At 54.2% G+C, this 22,948-nt stretch carries 20 protein-coding genes; 13 read left to right on the forward strand and 7 right to left on the reverse strand.

All coding sequences use genetic code 11. The features are described from left to right. Positions 1–2: 2 nt before the first annotated feature. Positions 3–1,091, forward strand: a complete 1,089-nt coding sequence (locus tag ACX9GU_RS10780; protein WP_473195158.1) for a fatty acid desaturase family protein — start codon at positions 3–5, stop codon at positions 1,089–1,091. Between the two features lie 3 nt (positions 1,092–1,094). On the opposite strand, the gene ACX9GU_RS10785 is transcribed toward ACX9GU_RS10780, so the two are convergent. The 3 genes from ACX9GU_RS10785 to ACX9GU_RS10795 are packed head-to-tail and all read right to left on the reverse strand — an operon-like array spanning position 1,095 to position 3,663. Next, entirely contained in the window at positions 1,095–1,238 is a 144-nt protein-coding gene (locus tag ACX9GU_RS10785; protein WP_152523268.1) for a DUF2474 domain-containing protein, read from the reverse strand. Between the two features lie 14 nt (positions 1,239–1,252). Continuing rightward, positions 1,253–2,260 carry a cytochrome d ubiquinol oxidase subunit II gene (gene cydB / locus ACX9GU_RS10790; RefSeq protein ID WP_098930740.1) on the reverse strand — a complete coding sequence of 336 codons (1,008 nt, stop codon included), beginning with the start codon at positions 2,258–2,260 and terminating at the stop codon, positions 1,253–1,255. A gap of 2 nt (positions 2,261–2,262) precedes the next feature. Then, positions 2,263–3,663 carry a cytochrome ubiquinol oxidase subunit I gene (locus tag ACX9GU_RS10795; protein WP_473194749.1) on the reverse strand — a complete coding sequence of 467 codons (1,401 nt, stop codon included), beginning with the start codon at positions 3,661–3,663 and terminating at the stop codon, positions 2,263–2,265. Between the two features lie 141 nt (positions 3,664–3,804). On the opposite strand from ACX9GU_RS10795, the gene ACX9GU_RS10800 reads away from it, so the two are divergent. After that, positions 3,805–5,214: an aminotransferase-like domain-containing protein gene (locus ACX9GU_RS10800; RefSeq protein WP_473194750.1), complete on the forward strand. Its 1,410-nt coding sequence runs from the start codon at positions 3,805–3,807 to the stop codon at positions 5,212–5,214. Here ACX9GU_RS10800 and ACX9GU_RS10805 read toward each other — a convergent pair. Next, complete coding sequence (locus tag ACX9GU_RS10805) at positions 5,211–6,185, reverse strand: alpha/beta hydrolase (RefSeq protein WP_473194751.1); 975 nt, start codon at positions 6,183–6,185, stop codon at positions 5,211–5,213. The genes ACX9GU_RS10800 and ACX9GU_RS10805 overlap by 4 nt on opposite strands. An 828-nt stretch (positions 6,186–7,013) precedes the next feature. On the opposite strand from ACX9GU_RS10805, the gene ACX9GU_RS10810 reads away from it, so the two are divergent. The 6 genes from ACX9GU_RS10810 (at position 7,014) to ACX9GU_RS10835 (ending at position 15,168) form a co-directional block, all read left to right on the forward strand. Then, the gene (locus ACX9GU_RS10810; RefSeq protein WP_473194752.1) at positions 7,014–8,228 is read left to right on the forward strand and encodes a bifunctional succinylornithine transaminase/acetylornithine transaminase; all 1,215 of its coding nucleotides are present in this window, start codon (positions 7,014–7,016) and stop codon (positions 8,226–8,228) included. A gap of 50 nt (positions 8,229–8,278) precedes the next feature. Continuing rightward, positions 8,279–9,313, forward strand: coding sequence for an arginine N-succinyltransferase (gene astA, locus ACX9GU_RS10815; RefSeq protein WP_098931916.1), 1,035 nt, complete (start codon positions 8,279–8,281; stop codon positions 9,311–9,313). Continuing rightward, positions 9,313–10,785 (forward strand): succinylglutamate-semialdehyde dehydrogenase, encoded by a 1,473-nt coding sequence (gene astD / locus ACX9GU_RS10820; protein WP_473194753.1) that lies wholly within the window; start codon positions 9,313–9,315, stop codon positions 10,783–10,785. The genes astA and astD overlap by 1 nt, the downstream gene beginning before the upstream one ends. Before the next feature lie 373 nt (positions 10,786–11,158). Beyond that, on the forward strand, positions 11,159–12,499 hold the full coding sequence (gene astB / locus ACX9GU_RS10825; protein ID WP_473194754.1) for an N-succinylarginine dihydrolase: 1,341 nt from the start codon (positions 11,159–11,161) through the stop codon (positions 12,497–12,499). A gap of 12 nt (positions 12,500–12,511) precedes the next feature. Further along, positions 12,512–13,495, forward strand: a complete 984-nt coding sequence (gene astE / locus ACX9GU_RS10830; RefSeq protein ID WP_473194755.1) for a succinylglutamate desuccinylase — start codon at positions 12,512–12,514, stop codon at positions 13,493–13,495. A gap of 578 nt (positions 13,496–14,073) precedes the next feature. Then, positions 14,074–15,168, forward strand: a complete 1,095-nt coding sequence (locus ACX9GU_RS10835) for a porin (RefSeq protein ID WP_473194756.1) — start codon at positions 14,074–14,076, stop codon at positions 15,166–15,168. An 85-nt stretch (positions 15,169–15,253) separates the two neighbouring features. On the opposite strand, the gene ACX9GU_RS10840 is transcribed toward ACX9GU_RS10835, so the two are convergent. Next, positions 15,254–15,445, reverse strand: coding sequence for a YdfD/YebW family protein (locus ACX9GU_RS10840; protein WP_021181014.1), 192 nt, complete (start codon positions 15,443–15,445; stop codon positions 15,254–15,256). Between the two features lie 224 nt (positions 15,446–15,669). On the opposite strand from ACX9GU_RS10840, the gene lysM reads away from it, so the two are divergent. Further along, entirely contained in the window at positions 15,670–16,110 is a 441-nt protein-coding gene (gene lysM, locus ACX9GU_RS10845; protein ID WP_024486819.1) for a peptidoglycan-binding protein LysM, read from the forward strand. Positions 16,111–16,600: 490 nt separating this feature from the next. After that, positions 16,601–16,765, forward strand: coding sequence for a hypothetical protein (locus tag ACX9GU_RS10850; protein WP_166732779.1), 165 nt, complete (start codon positions 16,601–16,603; stop codon positions 16,763–16,765). Between the two features lie 699 nt (positions 16,766–17,464). Here the strand turns inward: ACX9GU_RS10850 and ACX9GU_RS10855 are convergent. Together ACX9GU_RS10855 and ACX9GU_RS10860 are read right to left on the reverse strand one after the other, a co-directional pair. Further along, positions 17,465–17,851 carry a helix-turn-helix domain-containing protein gene (locus ACX9GU_RS10855; protein WP_024486415.1) on the reverse strand — a complete coding sequence of 129 codons (387 nt, stop codon included), beginning with the start codon at positions 17,849–17,851 and terminating at the stop codon, positions 17,465–17,467. A gap of 101 nt (positions 17,852–17,952) precedes the next feature. Further along, positions 17,953–18,645, reverse strand: a complete 693-nt coding sequence (locus tag ACX9GU_RS10860; RefSeq protein WP_473194757.1) for an IclR family transcriptional regulator — start codon at positions 18,643–18,645, stop codon at positions 17,953–17,955. A 216-nt stretch (positions 18,646–18,861) separates the two neighbouring features. Between ACX9GU_RS10860 and ACX9GU_RS10865 the strand changes: the two genes are divergently transcribed. Genes ACX9GU_RS10865 through ACX9GU_RS10875 form a run of 3 tightly spaced genes read left to right on the forward strand, consistent with a single transcriptional unit; the run spans position 18,862 to position 22,566 of the window. Continuing rightward, the gene (locus ACX9GU_RS10865; RefSeq protein WP_473194758.1) at positions 18,862–21,195 is read left to right on the forward strand and encodes a molybdopterin-containing oxidoreductase family protein; all 2,334 of its coding nucleotides are present in this window, start codon (positions 18,862–18,864) and stop codon (positions 21,193–21,195) included. 3 nt (positions 21,196–21,198) lie between these two features. After that, positions 21,199–21,747, forward strand: a complete 549-nt coding sequence (locus tag ACX9GU_RS10870) for a 4Fe-4S dicluster domain-containing protein (RefSeq protein ID WP_473194759.1) — start codon at positions 21,199–21,201, stop codon at positions 21,745–21,747. 12 nt (positions 21,748–21,759) lie between these two features. Then, positions 21,760–22,566: a dimethyl sulfoxide reductase anchor subunit family protein gene (locus ACX9GU_RS10875; protein WP_473194760.1), complete on the forward strand. Its 807-nt coding sequence runs from the start codon at positions 21,760–21,762 to the stop codon at positions 22,564–22,566. Positions 22,567–22,948 lie beyond the last annotated feature (382 nt).

A 22,948-nucleotide genomic window follows, 5' to 3' on the forward strand; every position in this document is an offset into this window, starting at 1 on the left:
AAATGCCAGACACCACGCCGCTGCGGCCCTTGGCGTTCCAACGGGAGAACCGCGATATTCATCTGGCGCTGATGCGTGGCAGCCAGGCTTATCTGGCGGAGCGGGGCGACCACCGCTTTGCCGACCTTGGGATGTTCGCCAAGGCGTTGCTGCTGATCCTGGTGTGCGCGGGCTTTTATGCACTCAGTTTGCAGCAGCAAAACGCCTGGGCCTATTTCGGCTGCTACGTCGGCTTTATTTTCTCCGCCATGATGTTGACGGTGAACGTGGTGCACGACGCCTCACACAATGCCTTTTTCAAACAGGCACGGCTAAACCACTGGCTTAACTTTATTGTGAGCATCCCGTTGGGGTTGGATGCGGACTGTTGGCGGGTGCGCCACGTCATTTTCCACCATGCTTACAACAACATCGAAGGTTACGATCCGGATATCGAGCCGAACGGCGTGCTGAGGCAAACGCCGTTCCAGCAGCGCAAAACCTTTATGCGTTTACAGCAATACTACTGGCCGATAGTGGCGGCACTGACTTTCCCGTATTACATCTGGCTGTTTGACTGGTTGGATCGGGCTGGCAAAACGCGCATGACGCCCAAGATGATGTTACAGGGGAGCAAAGGCTGGGGCGTTTTCTTGCTGAGCAAGCTGGCACACTTCACGTTGGCGTTGGCAATCCCGCTATGGCTGATGCCGCCTGATGTCAGCGCCACGGCGATCTGGCTAACTTACCTGCTGAGCCAGATGTTGTCGTCATTGGTATTTGTGATGCTGATTGTCGGTACCCATTGGGCCAAAGCCAATTTTTATCAGGCTCCCGAGCAGGGCAAGATGGTGCATGGCTGGTATCAACATCTGTTTGCCACCACCTTCGACTGGCAGGCCACGCCGCGCTGGGTTGGCTATTGGCTGGGCGGTGCCAACCTGCACCTGACCCACCATCTGTTCCCGCATTGGAGCCATCGGCATTACCCGGCCTTGGCGAAGATCATTGCCGAGGTTGCCGCTCAACATGGGCTGGATTATCAGTGCCTGGATCTGAAAACGCTGTTGCAGATGCAACAGCGTTTTTTGGGGGCGATGGGGAAGCAGTAGGAGCTATTCCGGCTTCATCCCGGCGGCGGTCATCAGCAGGCGGAATAGCGAAGCGACCAAAAACAGCCCCAGGACGCTGGCACTCCAGATAACCACCAGCCAGCCGACGCGTTTCCACCAGGGAAGGGTGGCGGTGTTCTCATTCATCGTCTTATTCAACATCAGTGATACCCATCCTCATGGCTCACCTTGCCGCGGAACACGTAGTAGCTCCAGAAGGTGTAGACCAAAATAATCGGAATAATAAACAGTGCGCCCACCAGCATAAAGCCCAGGCTTTGTAGCGGCGCAGCGGCTTGCCACAGGGTGATGGTCGGTGGGATCAGCAGCGGCCAGATGCTGATACCCAGACCGCTTAGCCCCAGAAACACCAGCAACAGCGTCAGCAGGAACGGCGAATAGTGGGCATCGTGGCGTACGCCGTGCCAGATCCCCCAGGCGCTGAGCAGCACCAGCAGCGGCACCGGCAGCAGCCAGAACAGGTTCGGCAGGCTGAACCAGCGGGTCGCAATTTCGGGATGAGCGATCGGCGTCCAGACGCTGACGGCCAGCAAGATTAGCAGCAGGCTAACCAGCAGGGGTGTGGTCAGACGATGCATCCGGGCCTGCAAGCTTCCGGCAGTCTTCATCACCAACCAGGTGCAGCCGAGTAACGCATAGGTCACTACCAAACCCAAACCACAGAACAGGGCGAACGGTGTGAACCAGTCGAAGGGGCCACCAACATAGGCACGGCCTTCCACCGGGAAGCCGTCGATAATCGCCCCGACGACCACGCCCTGGCAGAAGGTAGCCAGGATTGAACCGCCAATAAACGCCTTGTCCCAGATATGGCGCTTTTCCGGTTTGGCTTTGAAGCGGAACTCAAAGGCCACGCCGCGGAAGATCAGGCCAAACAGCATCAGCGTGAGGGGAATGGCCAACGCATCCAGGATCACCGCATACGCCAGTGGGAAAGCACCAAACAAGGCGGCCCCGCCAAGCACCAGCCAGGTTTCGTTGCCGTCCCATACCGGTGCTACGGTGTTCATCATCACATCGCGATCGTGGCTATCTTTCACCCATGGGAACAGAATGCCGATGCCCAGATCAAAGCCGTCCATGACCACGTACATCATGGTGCTGAACACGATGATCACAAACCAAATCAACGGAAGATCGATACCCATGTTCAGCTCCTGTCGTCCAAAGTTTCGTGTACCGCTGAGAGCGGGCGTGCCGGTGTACCGTGGCCGCTTGGCTCGTCACCTTCATGGGCCTGCGGGCCTTTGCGGATCAGGCGCATCATGTAGGAGTAACCGACCCCAAACACCGAGCAGTAGACGGCGATAAAGGCCAGCAGGCTCACGCTCATATGGATGTCGCCATGGGCAGAGACGGCATCGGCGGTGCGTTGTAACCCGTAGACGACCCATGGCTGGCGGCCAATCTCGGTGGTGAACCACCCCGCCAGCAAGGCGATCAACCCCGAAGGCCCCATCCACAGAATGAAGTACAGGAAAGGCTTGGACTGATACAGCCCGCCGCGCCAGCGTAGCCACAGGCTCCACACGCCAGCCAGGATCATCAGCATGCCCAGCGCCACCATGATCCGGAACGACCAGAACACTACGGTGGAGTTAGGGCGGTCTTCCGGTGCGAAGGATTTCAACGCCGGAACCTGCTCGGTAAGGCTATGGGTGAGGATTAGGCTGCCCAGGTAAGGGATTTCCAGCTTGAAGCGAGTTTCTTCACGCTCCATATCCGGCCATCCGAACAGGATCAGCGGCGTGGCTTCTCCCGGAGGGTTTTCCCAGTGGCCTTCGATGGCGGCGATTTTGGCCGGTTGATATTTCAGCGTATTGAGGCCGTGTGCGTCGCCGATCACCGCCTGGATAGGGGCGACGATCAGTGCCATCCACATGGCCATTGACAGCATCTTGCGCATGGCTGGCGTATCACGGCCACGCAACAGGTGCCAGGCCGCCGAGGCACCGATAAAGAAGGCCGACGACAGGAATGCCGCGGTGGTCATATGCAGCAGGCGGTAAGGGAAGGACGGGTTGAAGATCACTTTGAACCAGTCAACCGGCACGACCACGCCGTTGATGATCTCGTGCCCCTGCGGAGTCTGCATCCAGCTGTTGGAGGCCAGGATCCAGAAGGTGGAGATCAGCGTGCCGAGTGCTACCATACAGGTGGCAAAAAAGTGCAGGCCGGGGCCAACACGATTCCAGCCAAACAGCATTACACCCAGGAATCCGGCTTCGAGGAAGAAGGCAGTCAGCACTTCATAGGTCAGTAATGGGCCGGTGATACTGCCGGCAAATTCGGAGAAAAAGCTCCAGTTGGTGCCGAACTGATAGGCCATCACCAGGCCGGAAACCACGCCCATGCCGAAGTTGACGGCGAAGATTTTGGACCAGAAATGGTACAGATCCCGGTAAGCCTGATTGCCGGTTTTCAGCCATAGGCCTTCGAGCACCGCCAGATAGCTGGCCATGCCGATGGTGATCGCCGGAAAGATAATGTGGAAGGAAACGGTGAAGGCGAACTGGATCCGTGCCAGCTCCAATGCATCAAGTCCGAACATGGAGCCTCCTTGATTTGTTCATAATTGGCCTCTTAGGAAAGCGATAGCTTGCTTATTAAAACTTGCGCTAAGTAGAGCATGGAGTAGAGTAACGATAACAGTGACAGTTATTTCACTTTTTACTATAACAGTTGGAATTGTATGACCAGATATGAACAGCTTGCCCAGCAGATCCGCGAACAGATCCAGAGCCGGGTTTGGCGTGCGGGGGACAAACTGCCCTCGCTGCGGGAAAGTGGCAAACGTGCCGGGCTGAGCCTGATGACGGTGGTGCAGTCATACCAGCTACTGGAAAGCCAGGGCTGGATCGTAGCGCGGCCGCAGTCTGGTTACTATGTGGCGGCCCGTTCACAGGCGTTACCACAACCCATTCGGGGTGAGAAACTGCTGGTAAGCGAACAGGTGGATATCAACGCCTTTATCTTTGACGTGCTGCAAGCCTGTAAGGATCCAGAGATTGTGCCCTTCGGTTCGGCTTTCCCGGATGCCACCCTGTTTATGCAACCCAAGCTGGCCAGGGCGCTGAGCAGCGTAGCCCGAAAATTCACACCTCACAGTTCCCTTGCCAATCTGCCGCCCGGCAACGAGGCATTGCGTCGCCATATTGCCCAACGCTATGCGCTGAATGGGATGCAGGTCTCCCCTGATGAGATTGTGATCACCGCCGGAGCGATGGAATCGTTAAGCCTCAGCCTGCAAGCAGTGACGCAGCCAGGGGACACGGTGGCGATTGAATCCCCGGCATTTTACGGCGCGTTGCAGGCGCTGGAACGCCTGAAGCTGAAAGCGGTGGCGATCGCTACCCACCCGCAGCACGGGATCGATCTGGATTCGTTACAGCAGGCGATTGAGCAGTATCCGATCAAGGCCTGCTGGCTGATGACCCATTTCCAGAACCCGCAAGGGTCGAGCATGTCGGACGAAAATAAAAAACGGCTGGTGACGATGCTGCGCGAGCATCAGATCTCGTTGTTGGAAGATGATGTGTACGGCGAGCTCTATTTCAGCGCTGAGCGCCCCTTGCCAGCCAAGGCGTTGGATCAGGGCGGGCAGATTTTGCATTGCTCGTCGTTCTCAAAATGTCTGGCTCCGGGATTTCGCGTGGGTTGGGTAGCAGCAGGGCGATATGCGCCGCAAATTCAGCGCTTGCAGCTGATGAGCACCGTTTCAACCAGCGTGCCGACCCAGATGGCGATTGCCGATTATCTGCTGCATGGCGGCTATGATACCCATCTGCGTCGCCTGCGGCGTTTATTGGCCCAGCGCCAAAGTGCCATGCATCAGGCGATCGCCCATCACTTCCCGCCGACGGTGAAGGTCAGCCAGCCGGACGGAGGCTATTTCCTATGGCTGGAGCTGGAGGCGACACAGTCATCCATGGAGCTCTACCAGCGTGCGCTGGCAGAGGGCATCAGTATTGCGCCGGGGCGAATGTTCACCACCGGCGATCGTTTCAACCACTGTTTCCGCCTGAACGCCTCCTTCGAGTGGAGCGACAGGCTTGAAACCGCCATCAAGACCTTGGCCAGGCTGATCCGTAACCTGGGCTAGGCCAGATAATGCTTCAATGCACGTCCGGCCTGATGAATAGCCGAGTGCACTGCCGGAACCTGGGCAAGGGGGTTTAACAGGCCGTAATCGTGGATCAGCCCATTGTAGCGGGTGGCGGTCACCTCGACGCCAGCCGCGTTCAGCAGGCGGGCGTAGGCTTCCCCCTCATCCCGCAGGACGTCCAGCTCGGCGGTCTGGATCAGCGCGGGTGGAAGCCCTTGCAGCTGTTCCAGGCTCGCATTGAGCGGTGAGGCGTAGATCTCCTTTCGCTGGGCTTTGTCGGTGGTGTAGTTGTCCCAAAACCACTTCATCATATTGCGCGTCAGGAAATGGCCTTCGGCAAACTGATGATAGGAATCGCGATCAAAACTGGCGTGAGTGACTGGCCACAGCAGGATTTGGCAGCGCAGTGCCGGCGTGCCTCGCTCTTTAGCCATCAGGCTGATCACCGTCGCCATGTTACCGCCAACGCTATTACCTACTACCGCCAGCCGGGTACCGTCGACGTTGATCTTTTCTCCGTATTCCGCCACCCATTCCGTGGCCGCGTAGGCTTGCTCGATGGCGGTGGGGTACTGGGCTTCTGGCGACGGTGTGTAATTGACAAACACCGCTACCGCTCCTGAACTGTAAACCAGATCGCGCACCAATCGTTCGTGGGTCGGGAAGTCACCCAAGACCCAGCCACCGCCGTGGAAAAACATGAATACCGGCAATTTACCTTTCACTCGTGGCGGGCGCACGATGTGCAGCAGGATGTCCTGACCGGCCACGTGAATGGTTTTCTCTTCGATCTCGACCTCACGCTGTACCACCTCCACGCTGCGTTGCGCGCCTTCCAACACCTTACGTGCCTCCTTCGGCTTCATCTGTTCCATCGGTTTGCCGCCGCTGGCATTCAACTCCGCCAGAAAGGCGGCTACGTCTTTGACCGCTGCGGGCTGGGTGGCATCAAAGGTTTTCTTGCTCATGTTGGGATCCTTAAGGTCGAGGAGGAACATTGAGTACGGGGTGACTTATCAGTGTAGTCAAAGACTGGGGAGATGCCCTCACCCCAACCCTCTCCCACAGGGAGAGGGAGCTGATAGCTCCTGCTCATTTGGAAGTAAAGTGGTCCTCTCAGCAAACGCATCTCCTCATGCAAAGGTGAATCACCACAGTTTCAAATCCACTCGATCGGCCCCCTACAAAAGGACGAACACCCAGATAAATTGTGGCACGGACTGTCCCCTCTCCCTGTGGGAGAGGGTTAGGGTGAGGGGCATTTTGCTGCGCTAAATGAGGGCGCATTGCACGATCGCGGTGCAAAAGGGCGCCGATCCCGCCATCTCACGCAATTATTTTTGCGAGCAGGATCAGAAAAGCGGAAGAATTTTGCGATTGAATAGGATTTCTCCATCGCTGATGATTTCAGGCCCTATTTTTGCCATTAATCATTACAAATGCATAATTATTGAATATTTATGCAATATAACTCCTTGTTTTAACGAAAAAAATTAGTAAATCTGTCAAAAACCCCGTTCTGGCACGATAGCTGCTCTACACTATTTATCAAATGGGCTGTATTTTAACTACTCATTAACATTTATTCCCCGCTCCGGGGCGCTAAATGCGGCATTAATAGTGAATAACCGATTTTATGTAACAGGTTTGTATCTGAATAGGCGACGGTGAGCAGCATTATCGTCGGCCAGAAAAGACACCGGATAACAGGGTTAATTTGCTTTTTCGCCGGCCTTACGCCACCAGAGCGGTCCTTACCGCCAAAATTCAGCCTTTGCTGACGTTATGAGGTCATTATGGAACAGCCAATCGCAGTTACCCGCCAGTCTTTCGACGACTGGATGATCCCGGTTTATGCCCCTGCGGACTTTATTTTGGTGCGGGGAGAAGGCTCACAGGTTTGGGATCAGCAGGGGAAATCCTATATTGATTTCGCCGGAGGCATTGCCGTCAACGCCCTGGGCCACGCCCATCCGCAGGTGTTGGCGGCGCTTGTAGAACAGGCAGGCAAGCTTTGGCATCTGGGCAACGGTTATACCAACGAGCCGGTGTTGCGCCTGGCCAAACAGCTGATTGATGCCACCTTTGCCGACAAGGTATTTTTCTGCAACTCCGGCGCGGAAGCCAACGAGGCCGCGCTGAAGCTGGCGCGAAAATATGCACTGGATAGTGGTAACAGAGAAAAGAACCAGATCGTCGCGTTCAATAACGCGTTTCATGGTCGCACCCTGTTTACCGTTTCTGCCGGGGGCCAACCAAAATACTCACAGGATTTTGCGCCCCTGCCTGGCGGCATTACCCACACGCCGTTTAACGATCTGGCCGCTGCTGCTCAGGTGATTGACGACCGTACCTGCGCGGTGATCGTTGAGCCGATTCAGGGCGAGGGCGGTGTGGTACCGGCCCAACCGCAATTCCTGCAAGGGTTACGTGAACTGTGCGATCGCCACGGCGCACTGCTGATCTTTGATGAGGTGCAAACCGGCGTGGGCCGAACTGGCTCGCTGTATGCCTATATGAATTACGGGGTGGTACCGGACGTGTTGACCACCGCCAAGGCATTAGGCGGCGGTTTCCCGGTCGGTGCGATGATCACCACCGACCATCTGGCGAAAACCCTGGGCGTCGGCACTCATGGCACCACTTACGGCGGCAACCCGCTGGCAGCGGCAGTGGCTGGGGTGGTGTTCTCGCTGATTAACACACCGGAGGTGCTCGATGGGGTGAAGCAGCGTCTCGAGTGGTTTATCGCCGGACTGACGGAAATCAACTTACAGTATCCGATCTTTAGCGAAATCCGCGGGGCGGGCCTGTTAATTGGCTGCGTGCTGAACCCGGAATATGCCGGTAGAGCCAAACAGCTCACCCAACTGGCTAACGAGGAAGGGGTGATAGCCCTGATCGCGGGTCCAGACGTGGTGCGCTTTACACCTTCGCTAATCATCCCTGAACAGGATGTGAAAGAGGGGCTGGCGCGGTTCGCGCGTGCTGTGGCGCGGATTTGCAGCTAATCAAGGCGGCTGCGCCTGGTGCGCAGCCGATGACTTCCGAGGTTCGCATTATGATGATTATCCGCCCCATAGAGCGCCGTGACCTGGCTGACCTGCTGACGCTCGCCGGTAAATCCGGTATTGGCCTCACCTCTTTGCCGCAGAATGAAGAGACGCTGTCGGCACGTATTGAGCGGGCGTTAAAAACCTGGCAAGGCGAACTTCCCCAAAGCGATCGCTGCTATCTGTTTGTGATGGAGGATACCGAACGGCAACAGGTCGTTGGCGTCAGCGCGATCGAAGTCGCGGTTGGGCTGACCGAACCCTGGTACAGCTTCCGCGTAGGTACCCAAGTGCATGCCTCAAAGCAGCTTAATGTCTATAAATCGGTGCCAACGCTGTTTTTAAGCAACGACCATACCGGCCATTCGGAACTCTGTACGCTGTTCCTCGATCCGGACTATCGGCATGGTGAAAATGGCAAGCTGCTGTCAAAGGTCCGCTTCCTGTTTATGGCCGCATTTCGCAATCAATTCTCCCGCAAAGTGATAGCGGAGATGCGCGGTTATTCCGATGAAAATGGCCGTTCACCCTTCTGGGAAAGCGTTGGCCGCCACTTCTTTTCTATCGAGTTCGCCAAGGCGGACTATCTCAGCGGCACCGGGCAAAAGGCGTTTATCGCCGAACTGATGCCAAAACACCCGCTGTATGTCGACTTTCTGGCCGAAGATGCGCAGAAGGTGATCGGCGAGGTTCACCCGCAAACCGCACCGGCGCGCAAGCTGCTGGAAGCCGAAGGTCTGCGCTATCAGGGCTACGTCGATATCTTTGACGGGGGCCCGACGCTGGAAGCCGAGATCGACGAGATCCGTGCGGTCAAGCGCAGCAAACTGGTGAAGGTGGTGCTGGATGATGCGCAGGTATTCAGCGAGGCTCCGGCCTACCTGGTGGCCAACGACAATTATCAGAATTATCGCGCCCTGTTGGTACATGCCCAACTGCATGATGATCGCCTGCGTATCAATGCCGAGACGGCGGCGGCGCTGGGCGTCGAACAGGGGAGCCCGGTACGGGTCATCAAGCTTATCGCTCAGGAGAAAGTGTAATGTCGCATCCTGCATTGTTAATTAATGGCGTCTGGCTGGCTGGCCGGGGCGCTGAGTTCAGCAAAACCGATCCGTTGGATAACCTGCCGCTGTGGCAAGCCAATGCGGCCAATATAGATGATGTGGCTACGGCCTGCGCAGCTGCACGCGAGGCTTTCCCTGCCTGGGCGCGCACGCCGTTTGCACAGCGCGAACAGTTGGTAAAACGCTTCGCGGCCTTGTTGGAAGAGCATAAACAACATCTGGCCGAGACCATCAGCCGTGAAACCAGTAAACCCCGCTGGGAAACCTTGACCGAAGTCCAGGCGATGATTGGCAAGGTGGGCATTTCATTACAGGCCTATCAGGCGCGTACCGGGGTGACGGAAACCGCGATGGCCGACGGAGCCTCGGTGTTACGCCATCGGCCGCATGGCGTGCTGGCGGTATTTGGCCCGTATAACTTCCCAGGTCACTTACCGAATGGGCATATCGTTCCGGCGCTGCTGGCGGGCAACTGCGTGGTGTTCAAACCTAGCGAGTTGACGCCGTTAACGGCGGAGGTGACGTTACAGCTATGGCTGCAGGCGGGGCTTCCGGACGGGGTGATCAATCTGGTACAGGGTGGGCGTGAAACCGGTGAGGCCTTGGCAAGCTGTGCTGATATTGATGGGCTGCTGTTTACCGGCAGTGCTGGCACCGGCTATCACCTGCACCGCCAATTGGCCGGTCAGCCAGAAAAGATCCTGGCGTTGGAGATGGGGGGCAACAACGCGCTGATCGTCGAACAGGTTGAAGATTGTGACGCGGCGGTGAATCTGGCCATTCAATCGGCGTTTATTTCTGCCGGGCAGCGCTGTACCTGTGCTCGCCGCATTTTGGTAAAAAATGGGCCGCAGGGGGATGCCTTTATTGCACGCCTGGTTCAGGTGGCATCTACGCTGCGCATTGGCCGTTGGGATGCTGAACCTCAGCCGTTTATGGGCGGGGTGATTTCCCCCGCGGCGGCAGAGAACATGCTGGCAGCTCAGCACCATCTGTTGGCCTTGGGCGGCAAAGCCTTGTTGACCATGAAATCGCTGGAGAGCGGCAGTGCGTTATTAAGCCCTGGGATTATCGATGTGACCGGCGTGGCGGACGTGCCAGACGAAGAATATTTTGGCCCGCTGACCACGATCATTCGTTACGATCATTTCGACCAGGCGTTGCGCATGGCTAATAACACGCGCTATGGCCTGTCTGTTGGGCTGGTGTCCCCGCAGCGGGAGCAGTTCGAACGGCTGCTGCTGGAGGCGCGAGCCGGTATTGTCAACTGGAACAAGCCGCTGACCGGGGCTTCTAGCGCGGCACCTTTCGGTGGTGTGGGGGCTTCTGGCAACCATCGGGCAAGTGCGTTCTATGCGGCAGATTACTGCGCCTGGCCGATGGCTTCGCTGGAAAGTGCCAGTCTGACGCTACCCACCAGCCTGTCACCGGGCCTGATATTTAACTGATCTGCCCCTCACCCCAACCCTCTCCCACAGGGAGAGGGAGCTGGTATGGAGTGGTATTCAGATACAGAGTCGATCCGTAGCTAGGTCAGTATAGCATTATCCATCGGTGGTCAGGTTGAAGAAGAAATAACCGCTGGCACGTTCGATTCCCTGTCCTTTGGGGAGAGGGAGCTGGAATGGAGGGGTATCGTAGCTAGGCCAGAACAAGCTACAGAGATACATCTATAGCAGCGATTTTTTATCCATCGGTGGTCAGGTTGAAGAAGAAATAACCGCTGGCACGTTCGATTCCCTCTCCTTGGGGAGAGGGTTAGGGTGAGGGAGATAGCACCCAGTGACAGGCATCACCCTTCGCAGTTTACAGGAGAGCAAAATGTCCGGATATGAAGTCAATTTCGATGGGTTGGTTGGCTTGACGCACCACTATGCCGGGCTGTCGTTTGGCAATGAGGCCTCGACGCAGCACCGCAACAGCGTGTCGAACCCCAAGTTGGCGGCAAAGCAGGGGCTACTGAAAATGAAAGCATTGGCGGATATGGGCTTCCAGCAGGGCGTGTTGCCACCGCAGGAACGGCCTCATCTCCCCACGCTGCGTAAATTGGGTTTCAACGGTAGCGACGAGAGCGTGCTGGCCCAGGCGATGCGAACCTCACCGCGCCTGCTCTCGGCGCTCAGTTCGGCCTCATCCATGTGGACGGCCAATGCCGCGACGGTTTCGCCTTCGCCAGACAGTCAGGATGGTAAAGTGCATTTCACCGCCGCCAACCTGAATAACAAATTCCATCGTGCGATTGAGGCCGAAACCACCTCCAGCGTGCTGCGTGCCATCTTCAATGATGAGCAATACTTTACTCACCACGATGCCTTACCGCAGGTGGCACTCTTTGGGGATGAGGGCGCCGCCAACCATAACCGCCTTGGGGACGACTATGCCAAACGCGGGGTGCAGGTCTTTGTGTATGGCAAGCAAGAGTTTGGCGGGGAAAGTGCCCCCACGCGTTACCCGGCTCGCCAGACGCGCGAGGCCAGCGAGGCGATCGCCCGCCTGCATCAGTTGCACGAGCAACAAACGGTATTTCTGCAACAGAATCCGGCGGTGATCGACCAAGGCGTTTTTCATAACGACGTGATTGCCGTCAGCAATCAGCAGGTGCTGTTCCATCATCAGCAGGCGTTCCTGCATCAGCAGCAGGGGCTGGATCAAATCCGCCGCAAGATGGCCTTGCTGGAGACGGAGCTGGTGGCGATAGAAGTGCCAACCACCAGCGTCAGCGTGGGGGATGCGGTGGCGACCTACCTGTTTAACAGCCAGATCCTGACCAAAGCTGATGGCAAGATGATGATCGTGGTGCCGGAAGAGTCCCGCCAGCATCCGGGCGTTTGGCATTATCTGTCGGAGATGGTGGCCAGCGGTGGGCCAATCGACGAGATCAAAGTGTTCGACCTGCGCGAAAGTATGCGCAACGGCGGCGGCCCGGCTTGCCTGCGTTTACGCGTGGCGCTGAACGGTGCCGAGTTGAGGGCGGTGAACCCGCGGGTGATGATGAACGATACGCTTTTCGCCACCCTGAACGACTGGGTAGACCGCTATTACCGCGATCGCTTGGTACAAGAGGATCTGGCTGACCCACAACTGCTGCATGAAGGGCGTGCGGCACTGGATGCTCTGACTTCTATCCTTGGGCTGGGTAATGTTTACCCGTTCCAACAGTAACCGGAGGCAATAGTGAACAATTTATTGGCTCTAACGTTGGCCGGAACGCCACCCGCTACCACCCAGGGTGAAAACGCTGCACTGCGCTGGAAGTGGCTGGGGGAAGGGCTTTTGGAACTCACTCCACTGCAAGGCTATCGGCAAGCCGTGGTGCTTTCAGCCGGTATTCACGGCAATGAAACGGCCCCGATCGAACTGCTCGACCGGCTAGTGAACGAGATCTTCGCTGGCGTGAGGCCATTGGCGGTGCGCTTGCTGGTGGTGTTGGGCAATCCACCAGCGATGCGAACCAATCAACGTTATCTGGCAAGCGATATGAATCGCATGTTTGGTGGGCGCTATCAGCAGTTTGAGCCCTCTGGCGAAACGGCGCGGGCGCAGCAGTTAGAGCAAGTGGTTACCAGCTTCTTTGCCGGAGAGCAGGCCTCCCGTTTTCATTACGATCTGCACACGGCGATCCGCGGATCGCTGCTGCCACGCTTTGGTATCCTGCCCTATCAACCACAGAGTTACAGCTCCGAGATGTTGGCGTTACTGGACGCCGCCGAGTTGGATGCACTGGTGATCCACCAGGCGCCCGGGGGCACGTTCAGCCACTATTCCTGCGAGCATGCGCAGGCGGCCAGCTGTACCCTTGAATTGGGCAAGGCGCGTCCCTTTGGCAGCAACGATCTGCAGCAGTTTTCTGCTATCAATAAAGCACTGCAGGCGCTGGTCTGCGGGCAATCTCTTCCTTTGCGGGGGGAGGCTCCGATTCGGGTGTTCCGTGTCGATCGGTCGCTGATTAAGCGCAGTGAATCTTTCAAACTTCATTTGAGCGATGAGACTGCCAATTTTACCGCTCTGCCGCAGGGCACTTTATTGTATGAGCAACCGGGGGATAGTTATCGGGTGCAGCATGAAAAGGAGTGGGTCCTGTTTCCCAACCCCAAGGTGGCATTGGGGTTACGTGCAGGCATGATGTTGATAGAAGTACCGCGTAGTACCCTGTTTTAATCTCACCCATTCATTACGCCACAGGTAAGTGACTTGTGGCGCCATTTTTCCTTTCAAACTTTAATAGCGTAATTTATTTAATCAGTTGATAGCGTATTTTGTCTGTTACGTGCCGTTACTCACTATGGTTTACCCCAATGAGTAAAAAACAAATTAAAGATAGAATTATTCGCGCCATTTCGGCTAATCAGATTGATATAAGTTAAAAGTGTGAAATAAGTAACGCTATTGATTAGCATGCTAATTTTGTGGCTATTCGAAATCGTAGGTAAATCACACAAAATGAAACGCATGTGCACTATTTTGGTGCGTTATAATGTAAGTGTTACGGCTTATGCATTAAATATCTATTTAAATCATTATATTAGAATAACGTTTATTTGTAATATTTAGTTACAAATAAACATGCTTTATGCGCACTGTTTCATGAACTTTTTTATTTTAAGTTTTTATTCATGATGCTAATGTCACATGGCGCTTTATTAAGGGGCGTAGATAAAAAACAAAATGATAAAAATCACAGCCCAAAGCATAAATTGGGCGTGACGGGCAGCTTTTAATAAAATCTAGGAAAATAAATGATGAAACGCAGTGTAGTAGCCCTGGCGGTTGTTCTTGCCACCGCCGCCTCGATGGCCAATGCGGCCGAAATCTACAACAAAGATGGCAATAAACTCGACCTGTACGGCCGTGTTAACGCCAAGCACTTGTTCAGCGATAACAAATCTGCCGATGGCGACGCGACCTATGTGCGTTTTGGTTTTAAAGGCGAAACGCAGATTAACAGCGATTTGACTGGTTACGGCCAATGGGAATACAACGTCCAGGCTAACCACGCTGAGTCAGCGGGTACCGAAGGCACCAAAACTCGTCTGGGCTTCGCAGGTTTGAAATTCGCCGACTACGGTTCCTTTGACTATGGCCGTAACTACGGTGTGGTTTACGATGTAGAATCCTATACCGATATGCTGCCGGAGTTTGGCGGTGACACCTATACCGTCACCGATAACTTCATGACTGGTCGTTCTACCGGCCTGGCTACCTACCGTAACCGCAGCTTCTTCGGTCTGGTTGATGGTCTGAATATCGCCTTGCAGTATCAGGGTAAGAACGAGAATGACCGCAGCAACATCCACAAGCAGAACGGTGATGGCTATGGTATGTCTGTGGACTATCAGGACATCGGCGGTAGCGGCATTGGTGCTGCGGCAGCTTTCTCTGATTCTAATCGTACTAAATATCAGAAGGACGCTGCCTACGGCGCTACCTACGGTAAAGGCGACAGCGCGACGGCCTGGACCACTGCGCTCAAGTATGACGCCAACCAGGTATATCTGGCGGCCATGTATGCTGAAACCCGCAACATGACCCCGATCACGGTTAACGGCGTTGCTGGCTTTGCCAACAAGACGCAAAACTTTGAAGTGGTCGCGCAATACCAGTTCGAAAATGGCCTGCGCCCATCACTGGCTTACCTGCAGTCCAAGGGTAAAGATATTGAGACCATCGGCGATGTCGATCTGGTGAAATATATCGATATCGGCGCGACTTACTACTTCAACAAAAACATGTACACCTACGTTGATTACAAAATCAACCAGTTGAATGACGATAACAAGCTGAAACTGAACACTGACAACATCGTGGCAGCCAGTTTGACCTACCGTTTCTAAGTCGTACTCAAACCTCATTCCTGTGTCGGAACGTGGTTCAAAAGGCAGAGCGCAAGCTCTGCCTTTTTCAGTTAGGTGTGTGAGATTAGAAAGGAGCGTACTCGCTGGCAGGCAGCCAGAAGCCGTCGATAAAGTCCTCGATCGGAAAACAGCCAGCATGGCGTAACCGTTGTTCTTTCATTGCTACCAGGCATTGATGCTCATCACGCAGCACGTCGACAACGATATCGGCACAGCCGCCATCCAGATAGCAAACGAACATCACCAATGCGTACATAACCTATTACGTCCCCCATTAAGACTCCAACCCCCATTGTAGGTAAAACTTGGCTGAATTTAGCTAATTAATACAAAAAAATAATAATTGACCAGACAAAAACGGTATTTTCAGAATTTTGGCAGCGTTTAATCATCCTTAAGAGGATTGAAGTTCCGCTCTGTACTGCTAAGCTTAATGAGTTTTAAAATTTCTTAACTGTCCAATCATTAACGGGAGCGAATATGGGATTGTTTAACTTCGTCAAAGAAGCTGGCGCAAAACTGTGGGATACGGTGAGTGGTAACGCTGAGGATCAAAGCGCCAAGCTGAAAGCGCACCTTGATAACAGTGGCCTGCCAGATACGGATAAGGTGGATGTTCAGGTCGTTGATGGCAAGGCTGTGGTCACCGGGGACGGTATCAGCCAGGAACTGAAAGAAAAAATTCTGGTAGCCGTGGGTAACGTGGCAGGTATCAGCGGCGTGGAAGATAATGTTGCAGTAGCGCAACCAGAAGCGGAAAGCCGCTTTTACACCGTCAAGAAGGGCGATACCCTGAGCGCCGTTGCCAAAGAGATGTATGGCAATGCCAACCTGTACAACAAGATCTTTGAAGCCAACAAACCGATGCTAAGCCATCCAGATAAAATCTATCCGGGCCAGGTATTGCGCATCCCACAATGATACCGAAGACCTAGATAATCGAAGCTCGAACTTAGAGCTGCGTAATCCAGCGCCTCATCTGGGGCGCTGTGCTGAAATTCCTCAACCAATGTGTACGTTCATACCGATGTTCGCCCCCTATAATTTTCCCAACCGCAATTCGATAAATCCAACGAATGTTTCCAGTCCGCGCGCTGGCGACTAACCCTGAGAATCTTGACCCTGTTGCAGAAAATTGGTAGCGTCTGCATGCAAGAAAAATCTTAGCTATTGATGGCGTAAATTTGGCTGTTGCTTGAGCCTGAGGTTACCCTTTTTAGCATCAAGGCGTTATGGCCAGCAGTAAGAGAGTAGAGGGTGTGAACACCCCATTAGACAAGAAATACCAGGAAAACCATGGACAATGCGCAACGCGTCATCACAACGTTGACGGTGGTTGCTGCATATTGATCATTTTTACGTTGACGATCACACAGTGGGTGGGAGTAACTTACTGTTTTTAGGAGATAAAATGGAACACAATCCGCATGATGAAACCAAGCTTATTGCGGTCATTGCCTTATTGGTCTCAGTGTTGCTTGTCGTGTCGATCCTGTTTGGCATCACGTATTTATCCGATCTGCGGCATATCGATCAAGAGGTCGATGCCAAAAGCTGTTACATCAAAGGCGGCTGAAGCCAGAGCTGCGTTTATCGTAATTGTTGATTCGACGATGAAAAATTTTTGCCATATGCCTTGGTTTATTTGGGATTTAACGCACTAGCTGCGATTTAACCACTAATAAAGGTTGTGGCGAATTATTCGTCGGCTGTGTGCCGTTAAATAGACAACGATCGTTGCATGGCGTTTTTTCCGCCACGGCAGAGCCGCTACAGCTCAGGCGTAGCAGGGGGGTGACACATTTTTTGACGGTCTTTGCTTATGAGGGGCGGGCAGCATGAGCTGCGGACGTGGTTGGTTAATTTTTCTAAATAAATTCACTTTAATTATATTTAAGTCACAATTAATGATTAAAGTGAATGTATTTCTTAAATGTGTTTGTGATGTTAATCAAATATTGTTATTTACCCCGAATTAGCAGGCTGTCGTAAATAGCCAAGCCCTGCTAAGCTGAGATTAATCTGTACGGAAATTCTGTCAGTTCTATTGCCGATGTAAGCGAGGTGTTTATGAGCCAATTACTCTCCCATGCAAGATTATCCCATGTTGTGATCGCCACGGCGGTGTTTTGGGTTTGCATTGCTGTACTCGTGGCGGTAGCACTAAAGTAACGCTGGATGATTAACCATCAACCCTGACATAGCTAGCACACTCAGCCAACGGCTCCTTTCTGGGGCCGTTTCTTTTGTCGTCATTTAAACAACCCGCTGCTGCTCACGCCATCTTCTGGTGAATAATATGCAGCGGAGGCTCGATATGCAGATCGACACTCAGATCCTGGCGGAAGTCATAGGGCGTAATGTTGAAACGCTTTCTGAACATGTAGGTGAAGTGCGATTGGGAACCGAAACCAAAATCCAGGGCGATATCGAAAATGGAAGCCTCGCTGCTGCGCAACTGGTACACCGCTCCGGCAAGGCGGCGCTCGCGGATGTACTTGCCCAGCGAGATCCCCGTCGCTTCTTTGAACAGCTTCTGCATATGCCACAGTGAATAGCCGGAATACTCGGCCAACTCTTCAAGGTGGATCACTCGTCCCAGATGGGTTTCGACCCATTTACTGAGTGCGCAGACTAGTGCGAGGTGATGTTCTTGTATCAATAACTTTACCCAATTGATTTTGTCGTTTAACCGCAGCGCGGAGCTTACGGCAGGCTCACTTAGCGTACCTTACAGGCCCCGGGTTGTCACCTGCGAGCCGGTTATAGCGGGATCGTTTTGACCTTCGCCATCAGGCGACCTGCCAGACGGACAATCTCTGCCGGGTCGTCTGGAATAAACCCCATGGTGATCGCCATCCCCAACAGGACGTTATCCTGGCTGAAAATCGGGCAGGCTATCGCGCGTGCTCCAGGGATGCCTTCGGTAACATTGTAACGTACCGCATAGCCCTGTAGACGGATCTTTTCGAGCTCTTTAGCCTCGAGCTGTGGCGTAATAGAGCCATCAAAGGCCTGATAGGCATAACCCGCCGCACTGGCATTCATAGGGATGAGGGTGTTTTCAAGGTAATCGATGTCGATATTTTTATGGCTGCGATTGTAGCGCGTCAGCAAGATGTTACCCCCTTGGCGCACCGCCCAACCGGTGGAGTAGTTCAGCTCATCGCGCAGCTCACAGAGCGCATTATTGATGATTGTCGCCAGTGTCTGTTGTTTGCCTGCCGCCGCGGCCAGCGCCAACAGCTTGCTGCCAAGCGAGTAGCGGCTGGTCTCCTGCTCCTGATACAGCATCTGGCTACGGCACAGCGAAACCAGATATTTATGCAGCCGGCTTTTCGACAGCCCACTGTGTTTGGCGATATCCGAAGCGCGGGCGTTTCCCCCCAGTGCGGTGACACTCTCTAATACCGATACGGCAATATCGACCGAATTTACACCTTGAACTTCCGACATTCTGCTTACCTTACTTGCCATTACCTCGATCCGATCACTTTACCAGTTTAAGGCGGTGAATGCCCCCGCTAACCTGAGCCTGGCACCGCAGCAGGATAATTTTCAGCGCGCAAGGACTAACTATTTTGAGGTGGATTGATCTGCTTCAATATACTATGGGTTAACTCGGTTTATTTATAGTGAACACCAGGAAGTGATCTTACCGAGAATAAAACTATGAACGACATTGCTTCACTCAGACTAAAACGGCGCACGTTGCTAAAAGGGCTGGGCGTTATTGGCCTAGCTTCACTTTCGCCTTGCGCCTTCTCCTTATCAACGGGTCAACAAGAACCCTTACGCCGCATCCACCTAAAACTGTCGGATTATCAAACCTTTCGCTCAACCTGTGCGATGGAGTGCCTGCACTGCAACCTGACCGCTTACGTCTATCAGAAAAAGCTGATGAAGATTGAAGCGACAGAAGGCTTCAATGTGAAATGTTGCCTGCGGGGCATCAGCCGTACCAAATGGGTTTATCACCAGCAGCGCATCACGACGCCTCTGCTGCGGGTAGGCAAGAAAGGTGAGGGCAAATTCGAACCTATTACCTGGCAACAGGCACTGGATTTAATCGAAAAAAACATCCGTACCACCATCAAGGAACAGGGCAACGAAGGGCTGCTGCTGTCCACCCATGCTGGCAACATGGACTCGATAAAGAACGATATGGGCAAGGCGTTCTTCGATTATCTGGGTGGTTCGGTTAAACAGGCGGGGTCACTCTGTTGCTCGGCAGTGACGGCGGCGATGATGCCAATGGTGGGATTACGCTATGCCGATACCCGCGACACCATTGCCGACAGTCGTTTGATCATCTGCTGGGGCAACAACCCGGCGGTGACTATGCAGGCGTATTTTAAAAATTATCTACGTGCGCAAGAGCAGGGCGCGCGCATCGTGGTTATCGACCCACGTTTTAACGAGACTGCCGCCAAAGCCGACGAATGGATCCCGATTGTTCCAGGTACGGATACGGCTTTAGCGCTCGGGATGATGAAGATCATTATCGAAGAGCAGCATATTGATGCGGATTTCCTGCGCCAGAATACCGGCGCGGTGTATCTGGTGGATGCCAAAGATCAATTGGTACGTGCCGATGCCAACGACACTGAAAGCTATCTGGTTTATGACTGCACCAGCCAGAGCCTGGTAAGGCATGACAAGGCGGGGATAACCCCGGCTTTGTTCCAGCACCAACTGCCAGCTGACAGCGGCTATCGCACCGTATTCGAAACCGTTTACCAGCAGGCTGCACCATGGACGCTTGACCGGGTTGCGGCTGAAACCGACATTCCCGCCCACACCATTTTGCGTTTGGCCCGCGACTATGCCACCACCGCTCCGGCGATGATTGTGCAAAATATGTCAGGCGCTCAGCGCACCGAATTTGGTACCTACGTGGCCGCCAGCCAATTCTACCTGGCCCTGCTAACTGGCAATATCGGCAAGCGAGGGGCGGGGATCTGTGACGCGGGCGGAGCACGCCAAATGGCAAAATTCAGCCCGATCATTCCACCAGCGCCTGCGGTGAAGAAAATCACCCCGATACCGGTTGCCAAGGTGGGTGAGTGGGTGGTCAATGACCGGCCTTACCCGATTAAATTCTGGTGGATTATGACCATGGGGGTCATGACCCAACTGCCCAACACCAACATGGTCAGGAAGGCGTTGGAAAAAGTTCCCTTTGTGGTGGTGGCCGATAACCTGATGAGTTCTACCGCGCTATATGCTGACCTGGTGCTGCCGGTGACGACCATTTTTGAAGATGTCAGCCTGATGGCGGGCGTGCGTAGCCACTATGTGCAGCTGATGGAGCAAGCTGTCGAGCCACCGGGTGAAGCCAAGCCGGATTATTGGATCTTTGCACGTCTGGCTGAGCGTTTTGGCTTTGGCGACGTGTTTAACCAGCCAATTGAGCATTACATCAATGCGTGCCTGCAAGGTTCCGGTATCACCCTGGAACAGCTGAAAAAAGGGCCGGTGCTGCCGGTGAGCGGCGACTGGATCCCGTTTGAAAATGGGGTGTTCCGCACGCCGACCCGTAAAGCCCACTTCTTTATTGAAGAGTGGCAGAAGAAAGAATTTTCGCCGGTCGTTACTTATCTGCGGGTGAATGAATCGCCACAAGGCTCGCCGGAATTGGCCGCTAAATACCCGCTGATGGCGGTACAACGCAAGCTGGCTCGCAGCATTCACTCAAGCCACGGCATGAACGAATGGATCCTTGAGGTGCAGCGCAATAAGCCTAACGTGATGATCCATCCGCAGGATGCACAACAGCGCCGGATCAAACACGGCGACTGGGCCACCGTATTTAATCAGCGAGGGGAACATCGGGCGATTGCCGTGGTGACGACGCATATCAAACGAGGCGTGGTTTCCCTGGATAACGGCTGGTGGGAACAGCAGGGAGGCAGCAGCAGCCACGTCACCAATGACGCCGTAGAGGCGTTGGGTACCGGGCATTGCTGTAACAGTACGCTGGTTGATGTACGGGCGGAGGGATAACCCATGACCAAACAATATGGCTTTCTGATTGATATTAAACGTTGTTACGGCTGTAAAACCTGTTCCATGGCCTGTAAGTCAGAGAATCAGACGCCACCGGGCGTGCTTTGGCGGCGGGTGCGGGAGTATGAAACCGATGGCCCGAATTCTGAAGGGTTTATTTCGATGTCCTGCAACCATTGTGACGATCCGCAATGCATGAAGGTATGCCCGGCGGATACTTACCATAAGCGCCCGGACGGCATTGTGGTGCAGGATCATGATAAATGCATCGGCTGCCGCATGTGCATTATGGCTTGTCCGTACAACGCCCCAGTCTTCGATCCGCAGGAAGGTAAAACCAGCAAGTGCAATATGTGTGCCGAGCGTTTGGACGAAGGATTACCGCCGCGTTGCGTGGCGTCTTGCCCGGCGGGCGTCTTGAAGTTTGGTGATATCGAGGAGTTAAGAAAAATCCACTCAACGGATTGGGCGGTACTGGAGGCTAGATATCACATGCCCGATCATCGTATCAGCGGCCCGAACGTGGTCATCATTCCAGCGGATAAATAATAGGGTGCTACCATGAACGAATATGAACTGCCGTTGGTGTTTTTTACCGTGCTCTGCCAATGGGGCATTGGCGGTATTATCGCCTTGACGCTCTATCGGTTGCGACCAACCTCCCAGATGTCCGTTGGGCAACTGAAATATCTGGTTCTGGGATTGTGGCTGGTGGAGGTCGTTGGCTCCAGCTTGTCACTGCTGCACCTGGGGAGCCCGTTTGGGGCTTACCGCGCGGTGCTGGGCCTGCCGCACTCCTGGTTAAGCCGTGAGGTGATCGCCTTTATCCTGGTGAATATCAGCCTGTTCCTGATGTTGGCAGTTTGCTGGCTGCGGCCGCAGAAGTCGGCCGTGATCACCACATTGGGAATGGTGACCTCGGTATTGGGGATTGCCGCTATTCTGGTCTCGGCACAAATCTACTACCAGATGGCCAGCCATCCACTGTGGCATACGCCACTGACCCAATTGGCGTTTCTGAGTACCGCGTTACTGCTGGGGTTCGCTACCTTGGGGATCTATTTGAATTGCTGCGGCCTGGCCGCTCCGCGTACGGTTCGCTACGGTTTGCTGGTGGGCTGCCTGTTACTGCTGGCCACGTTGGTGGGCCGTTACCAGATTGCCGGGGCCAGCGCTCAAGGGATCATGCTTTGGTGGCAGCTGGTTGGCAGCATGTTGGTGGGCGGTGTGCTGTTTGCGGTGCTTGGCCTACGTACACGTTTGGCCCCATCGATGGCCGTGATAGCCGGAGTGGCATTGGTGTCGGGGGAGATTGTCGGGCGTATGCTGTTTTATCATAACGTCATGGGCCAATTCCCCTGGTTCTGATGCAATAAACTGAGGTCGGTCCAGCCCGTGCAACCGCCGAGCGGCAGGCCGACCCAACATCCTGCAGAAAAAAGCCTCAATACAGGGCTTGCCAGCATTCGGAAAAACCAGCTAATCTGAACTTGCCCGCTACCGCAAATGCCAAGTAGTCCAGGCCAGCAATGTAATTAACCAAAACAGAGAGTCAGCCGTAACAACGCCACGTTGATGGGGTGATCGCATGTTAATGACAGTGATTATTACTCTTTTTGTGATCGTGGGCGTCGCCGCTTTTCTGGCAATGCCAGTGATGATGGTCAATAACACGCAAGGCGTGGGAGGTGAAGAACCGTGAAACTGGCTAGCAACCGGAACCTGCAATGTTAACTCGAAGTTCACTCGC

Source organism: Serratia sp. K1WW1, from assembly GCF_055790865.1.

Coding starts and splice junctions, on each gene's coding strand:
- ACX9GU_RS10780 (WP_473195158.1), top strand. CDS start 3: ATGCCAGACACCACGCCGCTGCGGCCCTTGGCGTTCCAACGGGAGAAC.
- ACX9GU_RS10785 (WP_152523268.1), bottom strand. CDS start 1,238: ATGAATGAGAACACCGCCACCCTTCCCTGGTGGAAACGCGTCGGCTGG.
- cydB (WP_098930740.1), bottom strand. CDS start 2,260: ATGGGTATCGATCTTCCGTTGATTTGGTTTGTGATCATCGTGTTCAGC.
- ACX9GU_RS10795 (WP_473194749.1), bottom strand. CDS start 3,663: ATGTTCGGACTTGATGCATTGGAGCTGGCACGGATCCAGTTCGCCTTC.
- ACX9GU_RS10800 (WP_473194750.1), top strand. CDS start 3,805: ATGACCAGATATGAACAGCTTGCCCAGCAGATCCGCGAACAGATCCAG.
- ACX9GU_RS10805 (WP_473194751.1), bottom strand. CDS start 6,185: ATGAGCAAGAAAACCTTTGATGCCACCCAGCCCGCAGCGGTCAAAGAC.
- ACX9GU_RS10810 (WP_473194752.1), top strand. CDS start 7,014: ATGGAACAGCCAATCGCAGTTACCCGCCAGTCTTTCGACGACTGGATG.
- astA (WP_098931916.1), top strand. CDS start 8,279: ATGATGATTATCCGCCCCATAGAGCGCCGTGACCTGGCTGACCTGCTG.
- astD (WP_473194753.1), top strand. CDS start 9,313: ATGTCGCATCCTGCATTGTTAATTAATGGCGTCTGGCTGGCTGGCCGG.
- astB (WP_473194754.1), top strand. CDS start 11,159: ATGTCCGGATATGAAGTCAATTTCGATGGGTTGGTTGGCTTGACGCAC.
- ACX9GU_RS10835 (WP_473194756.1), top strand. CDS start 14,074: ATGATGAAACGCAGTGTAGTAGCCCTGGCGGTTGTTCTTGCCACCGCC.
- ACX9GU_RS10840 (WP_021181014.1), bottom strand. CDS start 15,445: ATGTACGCATTGGTGATGTTCGTTTGCTATCTGGATGGCGGCTGTGCC.
- lysM (WP_024486819.1), top strand. CDS start 15,670: ATGGGATTGTTTAACTTCGTCAAAGAAGCTGGCGCAAAACTGTGGGAT.
- ACX9GU_RS10850 (WP_166732779.1), top strand. CDS start 16,601: ATGGAACACAATCCGCATGATGAAACCAAGCTTATTGCGGTCATTGCC.
- ACX9GU_RS10860 (WP_473194757.1), bottom strand. CDS start 18,645: ATGTCGGAAGTTCAAGGTGTAAATTCGGTCGATATTGCCGTATCGGTA.
- ACX9GU_RS10865 (WP_473194758.1), top strand. CDS start 18,862: ATGAACGACATTGCTTCACTCAGACTAAAACGGCGCACGTTGCTAAAA.
- ACX9GU_RS10870 (WP_473194759.1), top strand. CDS start 21,199: ATGACCAAACAATATGGCTTTCTGATTGATATTAAACGTTGTTACGGC.
- ACX9GU_RS10875 (WP_473194760.1), top strand. CDS start 21,760: ATGAACGAATATGAACTGCCGTTGGTGTTTTTTACCGTGCTCTGCCAA.